General features: G+C 57.4%; 23 protein-coding genes. 9 read left to right on the forward strand and 14 right to left on the reverse strand.

The genetic code is table 11. The annotated features are described in order from the left end of the window. Positions 1 to 5 precede the first annotated feature (5 nt). Complete coding sequence (locus PGR09_RS05140; RefSeq protein ID WP_045392340.1) at positions 6 to 932, forward strand: LysR family transcriptional regulator; 927 nt, start codon at positions 6 to 8, stop codon at positions 930 to 932. Here PGR09_RS05140 and mdcH read toward each other — a convergent pair. The 9 genes from mdcH to PGR09_RS05185 form a co-directional block, all read right to left on the reverse strand. Continuing rightward, positions 922 to 1,824, reverse strand: a complete 903-nt coding sequence (mdcH, locus tag PGR09_RS05145) for a malonate decarboxylase subunit epsilon (protein ID WP_042892381.1) — start codon at positions 1,822 to 1,824, stop codon at positions 922 to 924. The two genes, PGR09_RS05140 and mdcH, sit on opposite strands and share 11 nt — an antisense overlap. Then, entirely contained in the window at positions 1,824 to 2,441 is a 618-nt protein-coding gene (locus PGR09_RS05150) for a malonate decarboxylase holo-ACP synthase (protein WP_063415016.1), read from the reverse strand. The genes mdcH and PGR09_RS05150 overlap by 1 nt, the downstream gene beginning before the upstream one ends. Before the next feature lie 3 nt (positions 2,442 to 2,444). After that, the gene (locus tag PGR09_RS05155; RefSeq protein WP_004148291.1) at positions 2,445 to 3,404 is read right to left on the reverse strand and encodes an AEC family transporter; all 960 of its coding nucleotides are present in this window, start codon (positions 3,402 to 3,404) and stop codon (positions 2,445 to 2,447) included. A 136-nt stretch (positions 3,405 to 3,540) separates the two neighbouring features. Beyond that, the gene (mdcE, locus tag PGR09_RS05160; protein ID WP_213797280.1) at positions 3,541 to 4,341 is read right to left on the reverse strand and encodes a biotin-independent malonate decarboxylase subunit gamma; all 801 of its coding nucleotides are present in this window, start codon (positions 4,339 to 4,341) and stop codon (positions 3,541 to 3,543) included. Further along, positions 4,341 to 5,174 (reverse strand): biotin-independent malonate decarboxylase subunit beta, encoded by an 834-nt coding sequence (locus PGR09_RS05165; protein ID WP_012541866.1) that lies wholly within the window; start codon positions 5,172 to 5,174, stop codon positions 4,341 to 4,343. The genes mdcE and PGR09_RS05165 overlap by 1 nt, the downstream gene beginning before the upstream one ends. Next, positions 5,167 to 5,466, reverse strand: a complete 300-nt coding sequence (gene mdcC, locus PGR09_RS05170; RefSeq protein ID WP_430915858.1) for a malonate decarboxylase acyl carrier protein — start codon at positions 5,464 to 5,466, stop codon at positions 5,167 to 5,169. The genes PGR09_RS05165 and mdcC overlap by 8 nt, the downstream gene beginning before the upstream one ends. 17 nt (positions 5,467 to 5,483) lie before the next feature. Continuing rightward, positions 5,484 to 6,326, reverse strand: coding sequence for a triphosphoribosyl-dephospho-CoA synthase (locus tag PGR09_RS05175; RefSeq protein WP_047042900.1), 843 nt, complete (start codon positions 6,324 to 6,326; stop codon positions 5,484 to 5,486). Next, positions 6,326 to 7,981 carry a malonate decarboxylase subunit alpha gene (mdcA, locus tag PGR09_RS05180; protein WP_047064890.1) on the reverse strand — a complete coding sequence of 552 codons (1,656 nt, stop codon included), beginning with the start codon at positions 7,979 to 7,981 and terminating at the stop codon, positions 6,326 to 6,328. The genes PGR09_RS05175 and mdcA overlap by 1 nt, the downstream gene beginning before the upstream one ends. A 225-nt stretch (positions 7,982 to 8,206) precedes the next feature. Further along, a complete protein-coding gene (locus tag PGR09_RS05185; protein ID WP_047042905.1) occupies positions 8,207 to 9,241 on the reverse strand; it encodes an AI-2E family transporter in 1,035 nt (344 codons plus the stop codon). Between the two features lie 448 nt (positions 9,242 to 9,689). On the opposite strand from PGR09_RS05185, the gene mdtJ reads away from it, so the two are divergent. The 3 genes from mdtJ to PGR09_RS05200 all read left to right on the forward strand — a co-directional run bounded on the left by mdtJ (position 9,690) and on the right by PGR09_RS05200 (position 12,626). Next, entirely contained in the window at positions 9,690 to 10,052 is a 363-nt protein-coding gene (mdtJ, locus tag PGR09_RS05190; RefSeq protein ID WP_021463805.1) for a multidrug/spermidine efflux SMR transporter subunit MdtJ, read from the forward strand. Next, positions 10,039 to 10,368 (forward strand): multidrug/spermidine efflux SMR transporter subunit MdtI, encoded by a 330-nt coding sequence (mdtI, locus tag PGR09_RS05195; protein ID WP_045392324.1) that lies wholly within the window; start codon positions 10,039 to 10,041, stop codon positions 10,366 to 10,368. Before mdtJ ends, mdtI begins: the two co-directional genes overlap by 14 nt. Positions 10,369 to 10,469: 101 nt before the next feature. Beyond that, on the forward strand, positions 10,470 to 12,626 hold the full coding sequence (locus PGR09_RS05200) for a putative bifunctional diguanylate cyclase/phosphodiesterase (protein WP_430915859.1): 2,157 nt from the start codon (positions 10,470 to 10,472) through the stop codon (positions 12,624 to 12,626). Here PGR09_RS05200 and PGR09_RS05205 read toward each other — a convergent pair whose 3' ends face one another. Then, positions 12,627 to 13,439, reverse strand: coding sequence for a trypsin-like serine peptidase (locus tag PGR09_RS05205; RefSeq protein WP_047042911.1), 813 nt, complete (start codon positions 13,437 to 13,439; stop codon positions 12,627 to 12,629). A 654-nt stretch (positions 13,440 to 14,093) separates the two neighbouring features. Here PGR09_RS05205 and PGR09_RS05210 point away from each other — a divergent pair. Beyond that, entirely contained in the window at positions 14,094 to 14,351 is a 258-nt protein-coding gene (locus tag PGR09_RS05210; RefSeq protein WP_052667954.1) for a hypothetical protein, read from the forward strand. 158 nt (positions 14,352 to 14,509) lie between these two features. Here PGR09_RS05210 and asr read toward each other — a convergent pair whose 3' ends face one another. Beyond that, positions 14,510 to 14,821, reverse strand: a complete 312-nt coding sequence (gene asr / locus PGR09_RS05215) for an acid resistance repetitive basic protein Asr (RefSeq protein WP_221694361.1) — start codon at positions 14,819 to 14,821, stop codon at positions 14,510 to 14,512. A 171-nt stretch (positions 14,822 to 14,992) separates the two neighbouring features. Further along, positions 14,993 to 16,480: a carboxypeptidase M32 gene (locus PGR09_RS05220; protein ID WP_430915860.1), complete on the reverse strand. Its 1,488-nt coding sequence runs from the start codon at positions 16,478 to 16,480 to the stop codon at positions 14,993 to 14,995. A 194-nt stretch (positions 16,481 to 16,674) separates the two neighbouring features. Here PGR09_RS05220 and PGR09_RS05225 point away from each other — a divergent pair, with 194 nt between their 5' ends. Continuing rightward, on the forward strand, positions 16,675 to 16,767 hold the full coding sequence (locus tag PGR09_RS05225) for a KPN_01571 family protein (protein WP_020078946.1): 93 nt from the start codon (positions 16,675 to 16,677) through the stop codon (positions 16,765 to 16,767). A 35-nt stretch (positions 16,768 to 16,802) separates the two neighbouring features. On the opposite strand, the gene PGR09_RS05230 is transcribed toward PGR09_RS05225, so the two are convergent. Further along, positions 16,803 to 18,071: an MFS transporter gene (locus PGR09_RS05230; protein WP_430916007.1), complete on the reverse strand. Its 1,269-nt coding sequence runs from the start codon at positions 18,069 to 18,071 to the stop codon at positions 16,803 to 16,805. Positions 18,072 to 18,184: 113 nt separating this feature from the next. Between PGR09_RS05230 and PGR09_RS05235 the strand changes: the two genes are divergently transcribed. The 3 genes from PGR09_RS05235 to bioD all read left to right on the forward strand — a co-directional run bounded on the left by PGR09_RS05235 (position 18,185) and on the right by bioD (position 21,255). Continuing rightward, on the forward strand, positions 18,185 to 19,087 hold the full coding sequence (locus PGR09_RS05235) for a LysR family transcriptional regulator (RefSeq protein ID WP_430915861.1): 903 nt from the start codon (positions 18,185 to 18,187) through the stop codon (positions 19,085 to 19,087). A gap of 124 nt (positions 19,088 to 19,211) precedes the next feature. Further along, a complete protein-coding gene (gene mlc, locus PGR09_RS05240) occupies positions 19,212 to 20,432 on the forward strand; it encodes a sugar metabolism global transcriptional regulator Mlc (RefSeq protein ID WP_430915862.1) in 1,221 nt (406 codons plus the stop codon). 127 nt (positions 20,433 to 20,559) lie between these two features. Continuing rightward, complete coding sequence (bioD, locus tag PGR09_RS05245; RefSeq protein WP_045392306.1) at positions 20,560 to 21,255, forward strand: dethiobiotin synthase; 696 nt, start codon at positions 20,560 to 20,562, stop codon at positions 21,253 to 21,255. On the opposite strand, the gene clcB is transcribed toward bioD, so the two are convergent. Further along, positions 21,208 to 22,503, reverse strand: a complete 1,296-nt coding sequence (gene clcB, locus PGR09_RS05250) for a voltage-gated ClC-type chloride channel ClcB (protein WP_047042925.1) — start codon at positions 22,501 to 22,503, stop codon at positions 21,208 to 21,210. The two genes, bioD and clcB, sit on opposite strands and share 48 nt — an antisense overlap. Positions 22,504 to 22,540: the final 37 nt, after the last annotated feature.

A 22,540-nucleotide genomic window follows, 5' to 3' on the forward strand; every position in this document is an offset into this window, starting at 1 on the left:
GGGCTATGAAAGACGATATCAACCAGGAGATCACCTTCCGCAAGCTGTCGGTCTTTATGATGTTTATGGCGAAGGGCAATATCGCCAGAACCGCCGAAGCCATGAAGCTCAGCAGCGTTAGCGTTCACCGCGCACTGCATACGCTCGAAGAGGGGGTCGGCTGCCCGCTGTTTGTCCACAAAGGGCGTAACCTGCTGCCGCTGCAGGCGGCGTGGACGCTGCTCGAATACTGCCAGGATGTGATGAGTCTGATGAGCCGCGGGCTTGAGGCGACGCGCAAAGTCGCCGGCGTTGGTCAGGGGCGGTTGCGCATTGGTACTCTCTATTCGCTGACGCTGGAAACCGTTCCGCGCATCATTATGGGGATGAAGCTGCGTCGCCCGGAGCTTGAACTGGATCTGACGATGGGCTCCAACCAGATGCTGCTGGATATGCTGGAAGACGATGCCCTTGACGCTATTTTAATCGCCACCAATGAAGGCGAGTACAATAATTCGGCCTTCGACGTGGTGCCGCTGTTTGAAGATGATATCTTCCTCGCCGCGCCGGCGACGGAACAGCTGGATACCTCGCAGCTCGCCGACCTGCGCGATTACGCCGATCGCAAGTTTGTCTCGCTGGCGGAAGGGTTTGCGACTTATGCCGGGTTTCAGGAGGCTTTTCAGGTAGCCGGTTTTGAGCCGGAAATTGTGACCAGGGTGAATGATATCTTTTCGATGATAAGCCTGGTGCAGGCGGGCGTGGGCTTCGCGCTGCTGCCGGGTCGCATGAAGAAAGTCTATGAAAACGATGTGCAGCTGTTAAAGCTGGCGGAACCCTATCAGATGCGCCAGCTGATCTCTATCGTCTATTCACACCATCGCGAGCGCGATGCCGACCTGCTGGCGCTGGCGGCGGAAGGGCGCATGTACGCCCGCAGCATTAATCGCTAAGCCGCTTTGCAAGATGGCGGGCGACGTCTACGCCGCTGCGCTCCAGCGCAATGGTCTCGCCGCGCCAGCCTGCCTGGCGGGTCAGGCAGGTGAGCACGCCGCCGGGCGGCATCTCGATTGCCAGTCTCGCGTCGCGTTCATCGGCGGCGATCATCGCCTCCTGCCAATGTACGGTGCGCGCCATGTTCATCGCCAGATCGTCGGCGATCCGCTGCGGATCCCACAGCACGCGCGCCGTCGAGCCGCTTAAATAGGCGCGCTGAGGGCGCGTTAAGGTGACCTCGGCGAAGGCTTTTGCCAGGGCGACGGCCGGTTTAGCCAACAGCGCGCAGTGCGACGGCACGCTGACCGCCAGCCGTTGGGCTTTACTGGCGCCAGCCTGCAGCGCCAGCTGCGCCACCTCGGCCATGGCGTCATCACGCCCGGCGATCACGATCTGCGTTTCGGCGTTCAGGTTGGCGAGATACACCTCGTGGCCCTGCATCAGCGCCTCAATCCGCGGGCGGGTCAGCCCCATAATCGCCGTCAGCCCGTAACCTTCGGGATAAGCCTGCTCCATTAAATCGCCGCGCAGCGCCACCAGCCGCAGCGCGCTGGCGAAATCGAGCGCGCCAGCAATCACCGCTGCCGGAAACGCGCCGATAGAGAGCCCGCTGACCATCTGCGGATCCACGCCCTGACGCTGAAGCTCGCGCGCCCAGGCCACCCCGGCGATCAGCAGACAAAGCTGGACCGCACGGGTATGCTTTAGCGCATCGGCGCTATCGAGAGTATCGACTTCATCCCCCAGCACGGCGCGCGCCTGGGAGAGGATAGCCTCGCGATCGGGAATTGCCGCCAGCATCGCGGGGCGCTGACCGCCCTGACCGGGAAACGTAAATAAAATCTTCATCATTCCTCCCTGTGCCACGGCGTCGCGGTTAAGCGCGCGCCGCGGGATGTTTTCAGCAGCGCGCGGCCATCGCGCAGCCACTCATTAAGAGCGAAGGCGCCGTAGGGTGTTTCTACCTGGGTATCGGCGCGGCACGGTAGTTGGGCCACCCGGGCCTGCCATTCCAGCAAGGCCTCGCGGTCCAGCGGCTGCGGCGCGCGGATCAGCAGATCCAGATCGCTTGCCGCATGCAGCACCGGGATTTCGGTTGCCAGCGCGTAGCCGGTACTGCCGGTGACGCCCCAGCCCCAGGGCCAGCGGTGTAAGGTGAGGGCGATAGCCGCCTGGACCGGCGGCTGCGAGACAAACGGCGAGCAGAGTAATGCTTCGCGCTCGACAAGCATCTCCGGGGTGACGCTGCGCACGATATTGTGCGCCTGTACCCAGCCGGCGGCGCGCTGCTCGCGCTTCATGCCCCGCACTCCAACCGGGATGCGGGCCTGGTCGTCAACGTCGCGCCTCACCACCACCGGCAGCGCGGCTCGCCACTGCTGAGCCACCCACGGCTCGGCAATAGCTTCCAGGGCGCTGGCGTGGTTTAACCAAACTAAATCGTGGGGACGCGGCGTTGATGACATGGTTTACAGTCCTGAAGTCAAAGAGATAAACAGCGGTAGCGACAGGATACACAGAACCGAGCTTAACAGCAGCACGGCTTCAGCATCCGGAGACTGCACGCCGAAGCGGTTGCCGAAGACCACGCCGAAGAAGCCGGCGGCCAGCGCAATCATCAGGATCGCGGTAATGGCAATAGAGCCGTGCAGACCAAGTAACATCACCAGACCCCAGGCAATAAACGGCTGCACCAGCAGTTTCACGATGGTTGAGGTAGCGATCAGCGCATTGAGCTGCAGTTTACGTGCCGACAGGATCACCCCGGTGAGGAACAGCGCGGCGGCGGTGGCGGCCAGGCCCAGCGGTTTGATCGACGCCAGCAGCAGGTCCGGCATTTTAATGCCGATAGCAGAAAGCACCACCCCAAGCAGCGGGCCCCAGACGATCGGTTTTTTCACCGAACGCCACATCAGCACCGGCAGCATCGCCAGCGTAGAACCGCTGTTTTCACCCGCGGCGCGGGCTTTTTCACGCTCCAGAATCAGCAGGCAGAACGGGGTCATCAGCACCGAGCCGCAGGCGATAGAAACCGCCACCGACAGCGAGGTTGACGCGCCTTCACCCAGCACGCTGCCGAGGATCGGCAGACCCAGCGCGGCATAGTTTGGCAGGGCGACGGTGAGGGTCAGCACCGCGGCATCCTGCGGCGTGCGTTTGAACACGCTGGTGGCGAGGAAGTAGATTGCGGCATAGGTGATCCACATCGCGCCGGTCAGCACCAGCACCAGCGGCGACTGGGCGACGATACCGGCCCACGGCGTTTGTACCGTCGCGCTAAACAGCGTGGCGGGTAAGGCAAAATCCATTACAAAAATATTAAGCAGCGAGACGTTTTTGTTATCTACCATCCCGGCCTTCCCGGCCCAGAAACCCAGCAGCATAATGACGAAAATGGGCGCGAGAGCATGAATAATCACATAAGTCATAAATCACCTGTAAATAAAATAGAGTACTGGCGCGATTGTTATTTTTTCTAAAAGCCGTCCCTTCCCGGAGCGTTTATTCCGCGCTCCGGGAGACTGCTTCCGGCAGGTTTTCTTCTACTACTTACGTACGAACGTCTTACCAGCTGGCGCGCATGCGATCGCGAACCAGTTGTGAGCTGCGGCGGTTTTCCGCGCCCAGGCGGCACTTCAGTGAGGTATCGGTGCGCGCGTCAGCGATGGCGTCGCGCAGGGTACGGCTGACCAGCGACAGATCGCCTTCGTCTGGCGCATCCGGATGGTTGATATCGAGCAGGGCGGAGAGCAGGCCGAGCGTAGCGTAGTTGCTGACGTCGTAGGCCATCGGCGGGATCGTCGCCGCCAGTTTCTCCAGCGCTTCTACGGTACGCAGCGTAATACGCGCTGCCGATTCTTTACCCATCGCGTGAACCAGCACGCCGCTATCGTTAAAGGCGATCAGGCGGTTGGCCTGATAGCCGTGGGCCAGAAACGCCCCGGACATCGCTTTTCCGACAATCAGGCCAATCACCGGGTGGCCGGCAAGACGGGCTTTGGCGTAGGCGCCTGCCGCCCCGGCCAGGGCCTGGTGGATGCCAAAGGCTTCTTCGCGGCGGCCATAGGCCTGGCTCGGGACATCAATTACCGCGACGATCGGCCGTTTGACAGGCCGATCGGCGTCGGCGGCGATGGTTTCGTTGACCACTTTCGCCAGCGTCCAGCCTTCCAGCAGTCCGACTTCGCCGCCGGCGGCGCGCGGGTAGTGGTTGTTAGCGTCAGGCACCACGGCGATAAAGCGGACGTTTTCGCCATCAATCTGGCCATCTGCGACCTGCACTGAAGGGCACAGACCACTCATCAGCGGCGCGTTGGGCGCCAGTTTGTTCAGCCATAGCGCGGCGCGGTTTGGGAACTGACTCATTATTTATCCTCCCGGGCAAAAAGCTGTTTAATCTGCGCGGTATCCGCCTGCTGGCGGGTATCGAATTGGCTCAAGCGACGCAGATAATCGTCATAGTTGTCGCTGCGGTGTTGTGCCGGTACACCTTTGGCGATCGCCTCATTCATTGCGGTTTTAACCGCGTTAACGCCATCGTTAACCAGCGCGTCGACCAAGCCGCTGGCGGCGCGAATTTCGCCGCCGGTCATGCTCCAGATAAACGGACGGTTACGGGAGTCGTACTCTTCAATTCCGGCTTCCTGCTCGATAACCTGCGGGCCGTTGAGGCCGAGACGGGCTTCACGGGTGACTATAAGGTAGCTGCACAGCGCCGCGGCGATGGACATGCCGCCGAAGCAGCCGACGGTACCGGTAATAATGCCGACCACCGGGGTGTAGCGGCGCAGGTCGACAATCGCGGCATGAATATCGGCGATGGCGGCCAGACCGAGGTTGGCCTCCTGCAGACGTACGCCGCCGGTTTCGAGGCACAGTACCGCCTGCGTCGGGATACCGTTGCGGTTATCTTCCGCCGCCAGCTCCAGTGCGGCGGCCATTTTGGCGCCGGAGACTTCGCCCATGCTGCCGCCCTGGAAGGTGCCTTCGATGGCAATTACCACCGCAGGTTGGCCGTTGATAGTGCCTTTGGCGACCACCATACCGTCGTCGGACTGCGGGACGATGCCCTGCGCGCCGAGCCACGGCGACATAATGCCTTCAAACGGATCCAGCAGTTCGCGGTAGCTGCCGTCGTCCAGCAGGGCGTGGGCGCGTTCGCGAGCGCGCAGTTCAATAAAGCTGCGATCGTTACGCATGAGCAGCCTCCTCAAATACTTGTTCAATACGAATACGGGCGACGCCCGGCGTGGCGCCGAAGTCGTGGATAATCAAGTGCCCGGCGGGCAGACCGTTGATCAGGTTCAACCTGTCGAACAGCGCCTGCCAGCGCGCCTGGCTGTTATCCACTGAGGTGGTGATTTGTACGTTGAGCGTGGCGCCCTGTGCGGCGGTATAAAGCACTTCCATATCGCCTGAACCTACGACCCCTGCCAATGCTTTGCCGCTGAGGGCGCGGTTGGCAGGAAATGACAATGTAATCTGTTCCATAACATCCTCTGAATGCGTTAGCCGGAAACCCGGTCGAGAAACAGGGTGGCGGCAAGGAGATCGGCCGCACCACCCGGCGAGGCGTTTTGCGCCAGCATCTGCGCATCGAGGCGCGCCAGCGCGGCGCGACCGGCGACGCTGGCGCAACCGCCCGCCGCCAGAACCTCACGGGCGCCTTGCTGCATGGCGTGCAGGCCGTTCATGCCGGCACGCGACAGCACGCAGGTATCGCTCAGCGAGGTCATGATGGCCATCAGCGCGTCGAGGCGCGCCTGCGGCTCGCTGGCGCCTCGCGCCCGGCTTTGCTGCAGTTGCGGCAGCGCCAGGGCGGTAACATGCGGAAATCCGCGCTGCGCTTCCTCGCGTGCCCCCGGCACCTGCCAGCGACGGCTGGCGCGCAGCCCTTTACTAAAGCTTTTCGGCGCGAAGCCGTCAGGCAGGCGGGCGAGGGAGGCGGCGGCGGCGGCGATCGCCTGTGATTGACCCTCTCCACCCAACATCGCCACCGCGCTGACCAGCAGGCCCAGCGCCCAGATAGCGCCGCGGTGGGTGTTAACTCCACCCGTCGCCATCATCATCTGCGCTTCACCTTCGCGACCGAGGCGGCCGACGGTTTCGCGCAGGGCGATATCCGCCGGACGCTGCCAGCTTTGCTGCGCCAGCGCGTGAAACGTCGGCTGTAGGCTACGGGCGGAGCGTTCCATCAGGTCCAGATTGAGATCCTGATGCGCGCCGTTGCCGCGACTATCGACCAGACCCGGTTTCGGGCTCAGACGGGCTTCGTCAATCAGACACGCGCTGGCGGTATGCGCCAGCCAGCTGACGCGGCTTTCTGCGTGTAGGGGGGAGAGTTTTTTCATTACCAGCTCCGGAATTTTGCCGGTGGGTTATACAGTCCGTCGGACCATTCCACCAGGTCGGCGACGCTGCCGGCGGCCAGTAGTGAGCGGGTGGCATCGCTGCGGCGAATGCCGATATCTTCCGGGTACACCACTTTGCCGCTCTGGCGCAGCGCGGCGACGCGTTTGGCGTCCACGCCGAGGCCAATATCGGTGATCCCGGCCACCGCGGCGACCATCGCCCGGCGCTCTTCAAGGCTTTCCGCCCGGTACAGGTAAGCGATACCCTCTTCGGTCAGCACGTGGGTCACGTCATCGCCGTAAATCATCACCGGCGCCAGCGGCATGCCGGAAGTTTTGGCGACCTCGACCGCATCGAGCGTTTCAACGAAGGTCGGTTTCACGCCGGCCTGGAAGGTTTCGACCATCTGCACCACCAGTTTTTTACCGCGCTGCATCGGGTCTGGTTCAGTGATCATATTGAGCCAGGCCGGGGTGGCGTGGCGGCGACCGTGCGGGTCGTGGCCCATGTTCGGCGCGCCGCCGAAGCCGGAAAGGCGGCCGCGGGTGACGGTGGAGGAGTTGGCCAGACCATCAACCTGCAGGGTCGAACCGATAAACATATCTACCGCGTACTGACCTGCCAGCTGGCAGAAGGCGCGGTTAGAACGCATCGACCCGTCCGGGCCGGTAAAGAAGATATCCGGGCGGGCGCGGATGTACTCTTCCATCCCCAGTTCGCCGCCGAAGCAGTGCACGCTCTCCACCCAACCGCTCTCGATGGCCGGGATTAAGGTAGGGTGCGGGTTCAGCGTCCAGTGTTTACAGATTTTGCCTTTCAGGCCGAGCTGTTCGCCGTAGGTGGGCAGCAGCAGCTCGATGGCGGCGGTATTAAAACCGATACCGTGGTTAAGCGACTGCACCTGATGCTCCGCGTAGATGCCTTTAATCGCCATCATCGCCATCAGAATGTGTTCTTGCTTAATCAGACGCGGGTCGCGGGTGAACAGCGGTTCAATAAAGAACGGTTTGTCGGCGACCACCACGTAATCGATCCACGAGCCGGGAATATCGACGCGCGGCAGATCGCATTCGTCGTCCACCAGTTCGTTGACCTGGGCTATCACAATGCCGTCGTGGAAGGCGGCGGCTTCTACCAGCGCCGGGGTATCTTCGGTACTCGGTCCGGTATACAGGTTGCCTTTACGGTCAGCTTTATAGCCGGCGATCAGCGCGACGTTTGGCGACAGATCGACATACAGGCGGGAGTAGAGTTCGATATAGGTGTGGATGGCGCCGATTTCGAGCAGACCATCTTCCAGCAGCTGCGAGATGCGCAAGCTTTGCGTGCCGGAGAAAGAGAAATCCAGTTTACGGGCAATGCCTTTTTCAAACAGGTCCAGATGCTCGCTGCGCCCGACGCTTGGCATAATCATATGCAGGTCGTGGATTTTCTGCGGATTGACCTCGGCGAGCATGCGGGAGAGGAAATCAGCCTGTTTCTGGTTGTTACCTTCCAGTACTACCCGGTCGCCAGGGGCGAGCAGATTTTCCAGTACGCTGACCAGTTGGTCAGTGGGGATGACTTTGCCGGCAATCTTCGTTTCGGCCAGCCGCCGCTGTTTTTCCGTCCGGCGACGGTTCCAGACCCGTCCCGTCGTTTGTTCAGCATTCATTGTTAACCTCCTGATTCGACAAATCGTTTCGTTTGTCCTGGTGGAAGTTAGTGTGCGATGCGCGGCGCTGCGCATCAATTAAGCACGCCGGCTAATCGTTAGCTTTAGAGTAATGATTGGATATGCCCATTTGTGATGGGGATCAATAATAAAAAAGGAGTAACGGTCTAAGCGGAAAAGATGAAAGGAGGGGAAGGCTGGCGGATAGGCCAGCCAGATTGCCGGTTATTCTTTACTTAAGTCGCTGAGTAAGAAAGCAATACTCTGCCCGCCGTTGGTTTGCTCAAGGGCGATTTTCACAATGATGGTCAACGGCACCGACAGCAGCATGCCGACCGGGCCAAGCAACCAACCCCAGAATATTAACGACAGGAATACCACCAGCGTGGAGAGCCCCAGCCCGCGGCCCATAACGCGCGGTTCGAGAATATTGCCGAACACCAGATTGATAATAAGGTAACCGGCAGTGACGATCAGCGCCTCATACAGGCCGCCAAATACCATTACCTGCAGAATCGGCGGGATGGCTGCCAGTACCGAACCGATATTGGGAATGTAGTTCAGCGCAAAAGCCAGCAGCCCCCACATAAAGGCGAAACGGACGTCCAACAGCGCCAGCATACCCCAGACCACCAGTCCGGTGACCAGGCTTATCGCGGTTTTCAGCACCAGATAGTGGGACACGCTATCAATCGCCCGCTGAATGGCGCCCATCCCCTCAACCGGCCGCGACATCAGCTGCTGGAGCTTGGCGGGCAGTTGCGGCACTTCCAACAGCATAAATACTACGGTGAGCAGCAACAGAAAAATGGACGACATCGCATTCGACAACTGGGTCAACAGGCTGGTAACCAGCGTCATCACCGCGTTGGGATCGATATACTTATTCAGCTCAATGGCGGAGACGGTAAAACCAAAGCGCTGTAGCCACGGCGTGACCGTTTTTAGCGGTTCGGCCAGCGACGTGCGGTATTGCGGCAGAGTGCGCGCCAGTTCGTTAAGCGAGGTGCCAAGCGACGCCAGCAGTACCACCGCCAGCAGGACGATAGCGCCCACCAGTAGCGAAATCGCCAGCACCCGGGGCACCCGACAGCGCACCATCAGCTGGACCAGCGGATTGATCACCACCGCAAGGAACAGCGCTAAGATAAAGGGGACGATAATGTCGGCGGCAAAACGGATGCCCGTAAGGATGATAACCAACATGCCCAGCATGATGACGATCTTGAGTCCATTAAGGGTGATGATGGGTTTGGCCATTGGGTTCCTTACGGTAAAGATGAAAACGTCCTTGATCATAGCGACTTTGCTATACACGTTTATGATGGAGATCAGTTTGAGAAAATACTAATTGAAATCGCGCCTTAGACGTAAAGAATTGCAAAGACTTTGAGTTAATATTAACACTATGGTACAAATTTACTTGTGTTTAACTACCGAGGACAATTTTTTTCCGCAATGACGAGAAGCAACACCGCGGATAATTGTAATTTTATGAACAATCAGTTCAGCCTTTATTTTTCGACTCATCACGCATTACCTTTCATCCTTTCCCGATTTGCTGGCGAACAGCACTGGCGCTCCGCGCTATAGTCCCATTCTCTCTGCCTGAGCTGGCGCACCGCGCACGGCTAAAACTACGTCAGAATTTTTTCGGTTTACCTTCGTAAGCCGTCATGGATTGTATTCTCAAGCAGGAGAAGGGATTATGTTTTATTGGATTTTATTAGCCTTAGCTATCGTTGCTGAAATAACCGGCACGCTGTCTATGAAATGGGCAAGCGTCAGCGGCGGTCATACGGGCTATATTTTAATGCTGGCAATGATTGCGCTTTCATATATTTTCCTGGCCTTCGCCGTTAAAAAGATTGCTCTCGGTGTGGCGTATGCGCTATGGGAAGGTATCGGTATTCTGTTGATTACCGTATTTAGCGTGCTGCTGTTCGATGAAAGCCTGTCTATCGTAAAACTGGCCGGGCTGGCAACGCTGGTCGCGGGTATTGTGCTGATTAAGTCCGGCACAAAGAAAGCGGTGAAACAGCGTGAGGAGACAGCTCATGCAACAGTTTGAGTGGATTCACGGCGCCTGGCTGGCGCTGGCTATCGTACTGGAAATTACCGCGAACGTATTTCTGAAATTTTCCGACGGTTTTCGTCGTAAAATCTACGGTATCCTGTCGCTGGCGGCGGTGTTAGGGGCTTTTAGCGCTCTTTCGCAGGCGGTAAAAGGTATCGATCTTTCCGTCGCTTATGCGTTGTGGGGAGGGTTTGGGATCGCGGCGACTATCGCCGCCGGTTGGATCCTCTTTGGACAACGCCTTAACCATAAAGGCTGGGTTGGCGTCGTGCTGCTGGTAGCCGGCATGGTATTGATAAAACTGGCTTGATATGATGCCGCCTGCGTAAGCTGGCGGCAAATTCTGTCCTCTGTATTACGCTTAAAAAGCAGATTCGGCCTGGTTTCGGTAGGCCGCTATGAGGACAGCGCATGATCCCTTTGCCAGGCTGGCGGAATATTCCCTCTGCCAAAATTCTTTCTGTACTGGTCTTTTTCGCCGGCCTGGGGCTGGTGGTCTCCGTTATTTCTCTTTTCTATTTGTCACAACACCTGGTCAGTATAAAAACCAATGAAATTGATAAGCACCGTTCGATGCTCTCGGTGCAAGGGGCCGTACAGACATCGGTCAATCGGGTGTTGTCTTTGGTATTGGATAATTCGATTTGGGATGATGCGGTTAAACAAACCTATACGCCCCATCTTGACCCACACTGGCTGTATGATTCGTGGGGGGCGGGTTTTAAGATTAATAATCTCTACGACGGGACCTTTATCCTGGATGAAAACTATCGGATCCTGTGGGGCGCTTTTCGCAGCGAGCCATTTACCGAACCCGATATTGGTTTTTTTGGCAGCGGGCTGCAAGCCCTTATCGAGCAACACGCGAACGCGCTGAGACGTGGTGAAAATGCCTTTGCTGGTATTACCCGCACCCGGGAGGGTATCGCGTTTGTGGGTATCGGCTTGATTCGCCCGACGATCGGCCGCTTACCGGTTTATGACAAGACCCGTCGCTATCTGGTTATTACCCGCTACATTAATCCGACCATGCTGGAAAACCTGGGGAATACTTTCCAGATTAATCGCCTGCATACGACGCAGCTCGCCGGCGAATACAGCGTACCATTGCGCACAGAAGGTGGGGAAACGCTGGCATATCTGAGCTGGCAACCGCGTCTTCCTGGCGCGGAGGCGGCGCGAGCCGCGTCAAACAGCATCAGGCTCATCGCCATTCTGGCGGCGAGTTTGATTCTGCTATTTATTCTGCTCAGTAGCCTGGGGTTATACAAACTGGCGCGCGGCGAACAGCAGGCGCGAAAAAATGCGTTAATCGATTGGCTGAGCCGTTTGCCGAACCGTCGGGCGCTGATTGAACGCTTAAATGCGATGGGCGAATGCGGCAAGAATGAAATGCAGAGCGTGGTATTTATCGATCTCGATGGCTTCAAAGACGTTAATGACAACTATGGCCATGATGTTGGCGACGCGCTAATCGCACGCATTGCCCGTGAATTACGCGACCGTGTTCCGGCGGGGGCGATGCTGGCGCGGATGGGCGGTGATGAATTCGCCATGACCGTCAGCGGTGAACAAGCGGTTAATCAGGCTTCCGCGTTTGCCTGGGCGGTGCTTGAGTTATTAAAAGCCCCTATTGAACTCAGCGAGCGCAAAATATACATCAGCGCCAGTATCGGTATTGCCAGCGGCGTACCGGCATTATGCTCCAGTACCGAGTTATTCCGCCGCGCCGACATGGCTATGTATCACGCGAAGAAGAGCGGTAAGGGGAGAGCGGCCTGGTACGATGATACCCTCAACGAAACGCGTCAGCACCAGTTGCACATTGAAAATGGTATCCGGGAAGGGCTGGAAAGGGGCGAATTTGACGTCTGGTATCAGCCGATCGTCAACGCCGAAACGCTGGCGATGGAAGGAGTTGAAGCGTTACTACGCTGGCCGCGGCGGCCTGAAGGCCCACTTGCGCCAGATGCTTTTATTTCTATCGCTGAAAGCAGTGGTTTGATCTACGCGCTAGGTCAATTTGCCTTATCGCAAGCCTGTTACGACTTACAACCGATGGGGGATTTGTTGCTTTCCGTCAATATTTCACCGGCGCAATTCCGTGACCCGGAATTCGAAACGCGGGTGGTCCAAACCCTGGGACGCTGTCAGTTTCCTGCTCGCCGCCTGCAGCTTGAAGTGACCGAAAGCTATGTACTGGAAAACCCGGAGCGCGCCCGCGTGGCTATCGAGAACCTGAAAGCGTTGGGTATCGCCGTCGCGCTGGATGATTTCGGCATTGGCTATTCCAGTATTGGTTATCTACGCAGCTGTCGTTTTGATAGCCTCAAGATTGATAAGTCGTTAGCCGGGGTGGTGGATGTCGACCCACAGGCGGCAGAACTGGTGCGCGGCACGGTACGTATCGCTAATGCGCTGGGGATCACCGTGGTTGCAGAAGGGGTAGAAACTCAGCAGCAGCTGGCGCTGCTGCGGCGGGCGGGATGCGATCGACTGCAGGGATTTTATTTCAGCCAACCGATGCCTATCGACTCATTGCTTCAACTGCGCCAGCAGCAGGGATAATTACTCTTTGGCCAGCGCTTCCAGCTTGTCGAGAAAACCGGTCACGGCAATGGCCCGGTTATCGGCGCGATAGCGATCTTTCGGCCCCGGCGCCGAGCTTTGCACCGCAATGACCTGCCAGCCGTTATCCGTTTTCAACAGCAGTGGAGAACCGCTGTCGCCCGGTAGCGTATCGCATTGATGCGATAACACCGACGTTTGCGCCCATCCCGTCACCAGACAATCCTGGTGGCTATAGAGGCTATCCAGATGATCTTCCGGGTAGCCGGATTGCGTCACTTTGCGGTCCGTGGCTTTTAGCGCCGCGGTCAGCGCTTCTTTATCACCACTAAAAACAGGAACAGGCGTAATACCGCCTGGCGCGTAGCGCAGGACGATCAGGCCAAAGTCCCAGGGGGCTGCGGAAGAGGGGACAATCCAGCCATCGCCGTCAGCTTTAAGCCGTTTGCCTAGCGATGGGTCGGTACGGCCGTCAATCCCGTGAATTTCATAGACCCAGTTGCCTTTACGCGAGATAAAACGCAACGCGACGGCCTTGTCCGGCTTGCCTTTCGGCGGCTGCAGCAAACAGTGACCGGCGGTGAGGGCCAGATGCGGAGAAATCAGCGTTGCGGTACACAGATTACCGCTGGCGGTTTCTAATTGACCGATGGCATCCCAGGGGGAACTGGCCGGATCGCTGACCGCTTTACGATCGTCATGGCCGAAAAAAAGCGTTTTGATATCTTTCGCGCTCATGCCGTCATCATCGGCGTGAGCAAACAGGGGAAATACACAAAACGAACACAGTAATAACAGTACGTCTCTACGCATATCACTCTCTGGGGAGATAATTATGTCTATTGAAAGTAGCAGGAGATTTAAGTTTATGAAAGTTAAGAATAATTTTTATTAAGCCAAACGGCAGATAAAACGACTCCTGAAGACATTTCATCTCTGCGAGAACCATGGTAATTCAGAGGGTTAACGCATAATCTCTGCTGTCGTCATTTCCGCAGAAAGCGGCGGGCAACGCAACATAATTCGTGTATCGGAACGTACGTAAAGCGCGGGAAAAATAATCACTTTGCCTTGCAGGACATTCGTAAAGCGCAATTTTTAGCGGGCGTTTTAGTTGCCTGAAGTACGCAAAAGTTCATCGTCATTGGCGTTTTTTTACCATCTTCTCAATTATTTTCACTACGAAACATTTTCTCACTGTAAACATTGTTTTCGCCGGTTCCCATTGAGTGAAATGTGAGGTTGACCCGGCCATCATAAGCACAAGGTCATTTCCCGCAGTGGGAGGGTGTATGTCTAAACAAGGTATTCGCGCGTTAGTTTATGTTTCGTTAGTTTCAATTTTTATGTGGGGAGCGATGGGTTATCTCGTGATTGAGGCGGTACATGCCCTGTAACGAGCCGCCAGCGCCGCTGAGGTGGCGTTGGCTATAATATCTGCCAGTGAATGCAGAACTGGCGGACATGATGACTATCGATGAGACGCAATTACGGGCGGTGATTACAGGAGCGAAAACCGAAGTGTCGGCCGCTGAATTGGCGGTGGAGTTGCTGGCGGCGCGGCAAAAAATTAGCGAGCTGGAACGTCAACTGGCGACGCCGATTCGCTTGCCTTTCTCCAGCGCGAGCCCGGTATGTGAAATTGAAGCGGGATATGCTGCAGGAGTCAGCGATTGCCGTCAGGCTATTCGTGAAGCCGGTTTTCCCATTGAGGGGGAAGATTAGCGGCGCCTAATAGAGGAAAAAGCGGGTTGCCACCAGCGCGCAGATTATCAGCAGTATCAGGATGAGCTCAAAACGATAACGTCGCAGCATAGCGCTCTCCAGAAAAAAACGGCGCTGAAACAGCGCCGATTTATACAAGACCAGACTAACCGGAAAGATTATGCAGCCGGCTGAGCAGCAGGTTTAGCTGCGGTGTGTTTAGTGGTTTTGTGGTGTTTTTTCGCTGCCTGAGCTTTTTGCTCTACAGCAGGTTTTGCCGCGGCTTTTTTGTGTTTCTTGGCAGCCTGAGCCTTCTGTTCTGCAGCTGGTTTGGCGGCAGCTTTGTGATGTTTTTTATGGTGGGTGGTCTTGGCAGTGGTGCTGTGAGTTGCAGCAGCAGGTGCCTGAGTGGTGCTTACTGCATCAGCAGCGAAAGCAGCGGAAGACAGACCCATAGCAGCGGCAACGACCAGAGCTAATACTTTTTTCATTCTGATATCCTCGAAAAGGTTTCTTCATTTCAACCCCACTGCGGGGCCGTTGAAGTAACTATATGCTTGTCTTTTCGAGCTTTCCGTGAGTGTTTGGTATCGGCGTGTAACCGTTTGTACAATACGAGCCAGGCGGGGGTAAAGCGCCGGAGCAGGCCCCGGCGCGCAGGCTTAGAGATAACGAGCGGTAAGATGCTGGCGGAAATACTCGCTGTTGAGATCTTCACCGGTGGCATTCTTAATCAGCTGCGAAGTGGTAAAGCGGCTGCCGTGTTGCCAGATATTTTGCCGCAACCAGTCGAACAGGGCGTTAAAATCGCCGCCGGCGATATCCTGTGCGAGATTCGGTAGCGCGCGTCTGGCGGCCGCCATCAGCTGTGCGGCGTACATCGCCCCCAGCGTATAGGAAGGGAAATAGCCGAAACCGCCATCGGTCCAGTGAATATCCTGCATACAGCCGTCACGATAGTTGCCGAGGGTCGAAATACCCAGCCAGCTCTGCATTTTCTCATCCCAAAGGGCCGGAATATCGTCTACTTCGATATCGCCGTCGATCAGCGCCCGCTCGATTTCATAGCGCAGAATGACGTGCGCCGGGTAGCTGACTTCGTCGGCATCAACGCGAATGAAGCCCGGCTTCACGCGCTGGTTCCAGGCGATAAAGTTTTCCGCGCTGAACGCCGGCTGGTCGCCAAAGCGCTGACGCACGGCGGGCAGCAGGCGGTTGAGGAAGGCTTCGCTGCGGCCAAGCTGCATTTCGAAGAACAGACTCTGAGATTCGTGAATCGCCGTTGAGCGAGCCAGCCCAACCGGCTGATCGACCCAGTTACGCGGGAGGTTCTGTTCATAGCGAGCGTGGCCGGTTTCGTGGATCACGCCAAATAGCGCGCTGAGCAGATCGTTTTCGTTATAGCGGGTGGTGATCCGGACGTCCTCTGGCACGCCGCCGCAGAAGGGGTGTGCGCTAATATCCAGACGCCCGCCGTCAAAATCAAAGCCTAAAACCCGCATCGCTTCCAGGCCCAGCTCACGCTGATCGGCGATGGCGAAGGGCCCCTGTGGCTCGAGCAGCGTCTTCCGCGCTTGCTTATCGACGACGTTTGCCAGCAGGGACGGCAGCCAGGATTTCAGATCGGCGAATAGCACGTCAAGACGCGCGCTGGTCATGTCGGGTTCAAAAATATCCAGTAGGGCGTCGTAGCGGGAACACCCTTTCGCTTCGGCTCGGATCTGCGCCTCTTCGCGACTGAGCTTAACGACTTCGCACAGGTTTTCGGCAAATCCCTGCCAGTCGTTAGCCGGACGCTGGCTGCGCCACGCGTGTTCGCAGCGGCTGCCGGCCAGTGATTTCGCCTCCACCAGGCTCTCCGGCAGTAGCGCCGCCTGCTGATACTGTCGGGTCATTTCGCGCAGGTTAGCTTGCTCCAGATCGTTAAGATCTTCCTGCTGGGCGTGCCGCAGCCATTCGCCAAGCTTCTTATCGGTCAAAATTTGGTGCTGCAGTACCCCGAGCTCCGCCAGCGCTTCGCCGCGCGCGCGGCTGCCGCCGGGCGGCATCATGGCGAACATATCCCAGCCGGCGATGGCGGCAAGGTGCGAGAAGCGGGAGAGCCGTTGGAAAGTGCGGGTGAGCTGCTGATAGTTGTTGTTTTCAGTCATAGTCTCTGCTGGCCTGTGGCGAGTGAAATAAATCTGTTGTCAGTGGGTACACTAGCGCGTCGGGGGGATTTGGTCGAGTCGTGGGCACGACATTTTGCGTGCGGCGAAAAATGCGCATGTGATGACTATAACGGACGGCGCGCCACGCCAGCGGCTACACTGATAACAGGCGCTGGCTGTCAGCGGAGGCGAGTATGAATCCGTTCACGTGGGTGTTTTTCGCACTGCTCTCTATGGATGCTCTCAGAGAACTGTTGGGGTTGCCGTCGGTGCTCGGGCTATGGTGAGCGGACGTGACCCGTAAGGTCACGTCGTTTAACGATTATTTCAGGCGGTTGTGCAAACAGGCGCCGGTCAGCAGCGCGGCCATTAACAGGAGCGCGATAAAGCCGCCGACGCCGTTCCAGCCGTAGTGATGCCAGAAGACCCCGCCCAGCGTCCCCGCAATACTTGAACCCAGATAGTAGCTGAACAGATATAGCGAAGAAGCCTGGCCGCGCGCGCGACGCGCCCGTGGGCCGATCCAACTGCTGGCGACCGAGTGCGCGGCAAAAAAGCCAGCGGAGAACAGCAACATGCCGATGAAAATTAGCCACAGGGGCGAGAATAGCGTCATCAGCAGGCCAAACAGCATCACCGCAATAAAGAACAGCATCACCGGTCCGCGGCCATAGCGCACCGTCAACGCGCCGGCTTTTGGCGAACTCCAGGTCCCGGTCAGGTAGGCGACCGACAGCAGACCGACCACCGCCTGATTCAGCGACCACGGAGACATCATCAAGCGGTAGCCAATATAGTTAAACAGGGTCACAAATGCGCCCATCAGCAGGAAACCTTCGAGGAACAATAGCGGCAGGCCGCGATCGCGCCAGTGCAGATGGAAGTTAATCAGCAGCGTTTTCGGTTTCAACGAAATAGGGCGGAAGTGGCGCGACTCGGGAAGAATACGCCAGAACATGATTGCCGCCGCGAGGGCGAAGGCGCTTATCACCGCCAGCGCCACGCGCCAGCCGAAGAAATCGGTAAAGACCCCGGTGAGCAGGCGGCCGCTCATGCCGCCTATCGAGTTACCGCTGATATAAAGCCCCATTGAAAACGCCACCACGCTTGGGTGGATCTCCTCGCTGAGATAAGTCATCCCAACGGCGGCTACGCCGCTTAACGAAAGACCAATCAGCGCGCGCATGATCAGAATCCCGTGCCAACTGGTCATCATTGTTGATAAGAGGGAGCAGCACGCGGCCAGCAGTAACGCGGTGACCATCACCGGTTTACGGCCAATGGCATCCGACAGCGGGCCGGTAAATAGCAGGCCGACGGCGAGCATCGCGGTGGAAATCGATAACGAAATACTGCTGCTGGCGGGGCTTACGCCGAACTCGCCCGACAGCACCGGCAGAATGGGCTGCACGCAGTAAAGCAGGGCGAAGGTTGCCAGTCCGGCGGAAAACAGCGCCAGGGTGACGCGGATAAACGCCGGGGTACCGCGTTTAATAAATTGATTTGGCTGGTTTACCGCCTTATCACCGGCGCTTCTCGCCGGCGCGGTGCCGGCGGTTGTTGTGTTGCTCACGGAGAATTCCTTGCTTATATACAGCTGGATTACAAACAAACTGATGTGACCATTCAGCTCACATTTTTAGGGTATAAAATTGTAAATATTCCGTCTAATATATTAATAATCTCAAATAAGATGTTTTAAATATGAATATCGAGCTGCGTCATTTGCGTTACTTCGTCGCCGTGGCGGAAGAGCTACATTTTGGCCGTGCGGCGGCGCGCCTCAACATCTCTCAGCCGCCGTTAAGCCAGCAGATTCAGATTCTCGAACAGCAAATTGGCGCGCGACTGTTTGCCCGCACTAACCGCAGCGTCAGCCTAACGGCGGCGGGGAAGCAATTTCTCGCCGATAGCCGACAAATTCTGACGCAAGTTGAAGATGCCGCCGCCCGTGCCGGGCGCCTGCATCACGGCGAAACCGGTGAACTGCGCATTGGTTTCACTTCATCGGCGCCATTTATCAAAGCGGTTTCCGATACGCTTTCCACTTTTCGCCGCCGCTTTCCCGATGTCCATATCCAGACTCGCGAAACCAACACCCGCGAACAGATAGTGCCGTTAACTGAAGGGGCGCTTGACCTTGGCCTGATGCGCAACACGCAGCTGCCGGATACGCTGTGCTGGGAAAAAGTGCTGCGCGAACCGCTACTGGCGATGGTGCCCAGCGATCATCCTCTGGCCCGTCAGCAGGCGGTCAGTCTGCTTGAGCTGGCGCGCGAGCCGTTTGTCTTTTTCGACCCGCACGTTGGTACCGGCCTGTACGACGATATTCTCGGACTGATGCGCCGCTACGGTACCGCGCCGGTTATCACCCAGGAGGTCGGCGAGGCCATGACCATCATCGGCCTGGTGGCTTCTGGTCTTGGGGTATCAATCCTACCGGCCTCGTTTAAGCGGGTGCAGCTGAATGAAATGCGCTGGCTGCCGATTACTGAATCCGATGCGGTGTCGGAAATGTGGCTGGTGTGGGCCAAACATCGCGAACAGGGGCTGGCGGCGCAGCGTTTTCGCGATTATCTCCTCGCCGCCGCCGCGTTAGCAAAATGAGACAAAAAAGACCCAAAAACGTGCGGTAAATCACAAGGCTAAGTAAAAATTTGACGTGTACCATCGAAGTGCTTCACCATAGCCGAAAGTTTATTTCGAAGCGCGAAAATAAAGGGAGTCAACGGTGGTAGCGGACAGTCAACCAGGCCATATCGATCAAATAAAGCAGACCAACGCAGGAGCCGTGTATCGCCTGATTGATCAGCTTGGCCCGGTGTCGCGTATCGACCTTTCCCGATTTGCGCAACTGGCGCCGGCCAGCATTACCAAAATTGTTCGCGAGATGCTGGAAGCGCATCTGGTGCAGGAGACCGAAATCCAGGAGCCGGGGAGCCGCGGCCGCCCGGCGGTCGGGCTGATGGTTGAAACGGAAGCCTGGCATTATTTGTCGTTGCGCATCAGCCGGGGGGAGATTCATCTGGCGCTGCGCGATCTCAGCAGCAAACTGGTGGTGGAAGAACAACTGGAACTGTCGCTGCAGCATGCGCAACCGCTGCTGACGCGGATCATCGAGCATATCGACCAGTTTTTTATTCGCCATCAGCACAAGCTCGAGCGCCTTACCGCTATCGCCATCACCTTGCCAGGGATCATCGATACTGAAAACGGCATCATTCACCGGATGCCATTTTACGACGATGTGAAAGACATGCCGCTTGGTGAAACGCTGGCTAATCACACCGGGGTGTCGGTCTATATTCAGCACGATATCAGCGCCTGGACCATGGCCGAATCGTTGTTTGGCGCGTCACGCGGGGCGCGTGACGTCATCCAGGTGGTGATCGACCACAACGTCGGCGCTGGCGTCATCACCGATGGCCGCCTGCTGCATGCCGGTAGTAGTAGCCTGGTGGAGATCGGCCATACCCAGGTCGACCCTTATGGTAAACGCTGCTACTGCGGCAATCATGGCTGCCTGGAAACCATCGCCAGCATCGAAAGCGTGCTGGAACTGGCGCAGATGCGCATGGCAAAATCGATGAGCTCGATGTTGCATCAGCAGCAGTTGAGCGTTGAATGGTTATGCCAGGCGGCGCAGCAGGGTGATTTACTGGCGCGGGATATCATTACCGGCGTTGGTACGCACGTGGGGCGTATTCTGGCCATTATGGTTAACCTGTTTAATCCACAAAAAATCCTTATCGGTTCGCCGTTCAACCAGGCATCCGATATTTTGTTTCCGGCAATTTCTGACTGTATTCGGCAACAGGCGCTGCCAGCATATAGTCGTCATATTGCGGTTGAGAGTACCCAGTTCTCAAACCGCGGCACGATGGCTGGCGCGGCTCTGGTGAAAGACGCCCTCTATAACGGATCGCTCCTTATCCGACTGTTACAGGGTTAACATTTTTTCATAGTCGCACCAAAAATTGCGCTATCTCAATCTGGGCCCCGACGGCTTCGCGTAGACTTTTCCCACTGTTGATTATTTCTCTTATGTATCTTTCGTATAGACAACTTTGGGGTTAGTGATGTTTAAGCGTTTCTTTATAACAGGTACTGACACTGCTGTCGGGAAGACGGTAGTTTCCCGCGCGTTGCTGCAGGCACTTGCTGCCAGCGGTAAAAGCGTCGCCGGGTATAAGCCTGTGGCGAAGGGCAGCAAAGAGACGCCGGACGGACTGCGTAATAAAGACGCGCTGGTATTACAGAGCGTGTCGACGTTGTCGCTGCCGTATGATGCTGTCAATCCCATCGCGTTAAGCGAAGAAGAAAGCAGCGTGGCGCACAGCTGCCCGATCAACTACGGTTTACTCAGCGACGGGCTGCAGCAGCTCAGCGGCAGGGTCGATCATGTCGTAGTGGAAGGTACCGGCGGCTGGCGCAGCCTGATGAACGATTTACGCCCGCTCTCCGAGTGGGTGGTACAGGAACAACTGCCGGTAGTGCTGGTGGTGGGTATTCAGGAAGGGTGTATCAACCATGCTCTGTTGACCGCTCAGGCGGTGGCTAACGACGGTTTGCCATTAATCGGCTGGGTCGCCAACCGCATTAATCCTGGTCTTGCGCACTACGCTGAAATCATTGATGTACTGAGCAAAAAGCTACCCGCGCCGCTTATTGGCGAGCTGCCTTATCTGCCGCGCGCCGAACAACGTGAACTCAGCCAGTATGTTGACTTAGACGTTCTCGGCAGCGTCATGGCGATAGATCGAATCCCGGCGTAACGTTCGCGACAGTACCGAGGCCAGTACGCAGGCGATCAATAAACCGGGCAGCAGCACATACTGCCCGGTCATCTCACAAATCATCAGCGTTGACATAATCGGCGCATGCGTTGTCGCGGCGAGAAACGCCGCCATCCCGGTTAACCCAATCATAATCGCCATGTTCTGATCGTTATCTAACCATAGCCCGCTAAAACTGGCGAACAGCATGCCCAGCGCCAGCCCGACGAAAAGCGTCGGGGTAAAGACGCCACCCGGGGCGCCGGAGCCGCTGCTGGCCAGCACCGCCAACAGCTTACAGACAAAGACGATGATAATGACGCTAAATAGCGGCGGCGACAGCAGGTAGCTTTGCACCACGCTATAACCGTTGCCCCACACCGCTGGGGTAATGAGCGATAACATGCCGACGATCAGTCCACCCATCGCCAGCTGCCACGGCGGTGACAGTTTCAGCCTCACGAAGCCACGGTGGCTGTAGTTCATCAGCCAGATAAATAGCGGCCCACACAGCCCGGCCAGCAGGCCGGTCGCCAGCATTAAAACGTAATGCAGCGCGTTCAGATTTTGCTGAAAGACGACGTGGTACAGCGGCGCGGCGCCGCCGTTGAGCAGATTCGTTAGTAACAGGGCGATTACCGCCGAAATGACTACCGGGCCGAGCGAGGCCAGCATCAGGGTGCCAAAGAGGATTTCCGCGATAAACAGGCTACCCGCCAGCGGCGCATGATAGGCGCTGGCCATCCCGGCGGCGGCGCCGCAGGCGACCCACAGCTTCCATTCAGCACGCGGGGTAAAGCGGCGGGCGAACAGCGAGGCGGCCAGCGCGGCCAGCAGGATCATGGCTCCTTCGCGGCCAATGGCGCTGCCGGTCACGACCACCAGCAGCGACGCCAGCGATTTCACGAGGCTTGCCGGCGTATCGAAACAACCATCGCCGGTTTCCAGCGCTTCCATGTAATCGGTCGGGGCGTGCGGACGCGACACGCTGCGCCGTTGCCATAACCACAGCAATGTCCCCGCGGCCAGTCCGCCAAGCGCTGGCGTCAGCAGCCGACGCCACCACGGCAGCGACTGTGCGGCGTTCACCAGGCTACCGCTATCGTTACCGAGGAATAATGTTTCCAGCACGACCATCGAGTGGCGAAACAGCGCCACGGCCAGCGCCGCAAAGATGCCGACGAGCGTGGCGATGAGCAGGCGACGGAACATCACCTGCACATCAGGATAGTTATGAAGACGGTGCATTAGCGGGCGTGAAATTGGGAGTCATGACGTTATTGTG

The organism is Klebsiella sp. 141251 (assembly GCF_050600725.1).
Classification (GTDB): domain Bacteria; phylum Pseudomonadota; class Gammaproteobacteria; order Enterobacterales; family Enterobacteriaceae; genus Klebsiella; species Klebsiella aerogenes.

What these genes read in the sequence shown, in the direction of transcription:
- PGR09_RS05140 (WP_045392340.1), top strand. Translation starts at nt 6, where the DNA reads ATGAAAGACGATATCAACCAGGAGATCACCTTCCGCAAGCTGTCGGTC.
- mdcH (WP_042892381.1), bottom strand. Translation starts at nt 1,824, where the DNA reads ATGAAGATTTTATTTACGTTTCCCGGTCAGGGCGGTCAGCGCCCCGCG.
- PGR09_RS05150 (WP_063415016.1), bottom strand. Translation starts at nt 2,441, where the DNA reads ATGTCATCAACGCCGCGTCCCCACGATTTAGTTTGGTTAAACCACGCC.
- PGR09_RS05155 (WP_004148291.1), bottom strand. Translation starts at nt 3,404, where the DNA reads ATGACTTATGTGATTATTCATGCTCTCGCGCCCATTTTCGTCATTATG.
- mdcE (WP_213797280.1), bottom strand. Translation starts at nt 4,341, where the DNA reads ATGAGTCAGTTCCCAAACCGCGCCGCGCTATGGCTGAACAAACTGGCG.
- PGR09_RS05165 (WP_012541866.1), bottom strand. Translation starts at nt 5,174, where the DNA reads ATGCGTAACGATCGCAGCTTTATTGAACTGCGCGCTCGCGAACGCGCC.
- mdcC (WP_430915858.1), bottom strand. Translation starts at nt 5,466, where the DNA reads ATGGAACAGATTACATTGTCATTTCCTGCCAACCGCGCCCTCAGCGGC.
- PGR09_RS05175 (WP_047042900.1), bottom strand. Translation starts at nt 6,326, where the DNA reads ATGAAAAAACTCTCCCCCCTACACGCAGAAAGCCGCGTCAGCTGGCTG.
- mdcA (WP_047064890.1), bottom strand. Translation starts at nt 7,981, where the DNA reads ATGAATGCTGAACAAACGACGGGACGGGTCTGGAACCGTCGCCGGACG.
- PGR09_RS05185 (WP_047042905.1), bottom strand. Translation starts at nt 9,241, where the DNA reads ATGGCCAAACCCATCATCACCCTTAATGGACTCAAGATCGTCATCATG.
- mdtJ (WP_021463805.1), top strand. Translation starts at nt 9,690, where the DNA reads ATGTTTTATTGGATTTTATTAGCCTTAGCTATCGTTGCTGAAATAACC.
- mdtI (WP_045392324.1), top strand. Translation starts at nt 10,039, where the DNA reads ATGCAACAGTTTGAGTGGATTCACGGCGCCTGGCTGGCGCTGGCTATC.
- PGR09_RS05200 (WP_430915859.1), top strand. Translation starts at nt 10,470, where the DNA reads ATGATCCCTTTGCCAGGCTGGCGGAATATTCCCTCTGCCAAAATTCTT.
- PGR09_RS05205 (WP_047042911.1), bottom strand. Translation starts at nt 13,439, where the DNA reads ATGCGTAGAGACGTACTGTTATTACTGTGTTCGTTTTGTGTATTTCCC.
- PGR09_RS05210 (WP_052667954.1), top strand. Translation starts at nt 14,094, where the DNA reads ATGACTATCGATGAGACGCAATTACGGGCGGTGATTACAGGAGCGAAA.
- asr (WP_221694361.1), bottom strand. Translation starts at nt 14,821, where the DNA reads ATGAAAAAAGTATTAGCTCTGGTCGTTGCCGCTGCTATGGGTCTGTCT.
- PGR09_RS05220 (WP_430915860.1), bottom strand. Translation starts at nt 16,480, where the DNA reads ATGACTGAAAACAACAACTATCAGCAGCTCACCCGCACTTTCCAACGG.
- PGR09_RS05225 (WP_020078946.1), top strand. Translation starts at nt 16,675, where the DNA reads ATGAATCCGTTCACGTGGGTGTTTTTCGCACTGCTCTCTATGGATGCT.
- PGR09_RS05235 (WP_430915861.1), top strand. Translation starts at nt 18,185, where the DNA reads ATGAATATCGAGCTGCGTCATTTGCGTTACTTCGTCGCCGTGGCGGAA.
- bioD (WP_045392306.1), top strand. Translation starts at nt 20,560, where the DNA reads ATGTTTAAGCGTTTCTTTATAACAGGTACTGACACTGCTGTCGGGAAG.
- clcB (WP_047042925.1), bottom strand. Translation starts at nt 22,503, where the DNA reads ATGCACCGTCTTCATAACTATCCTGATGTGCAGGTGATGTTCCGTCGC.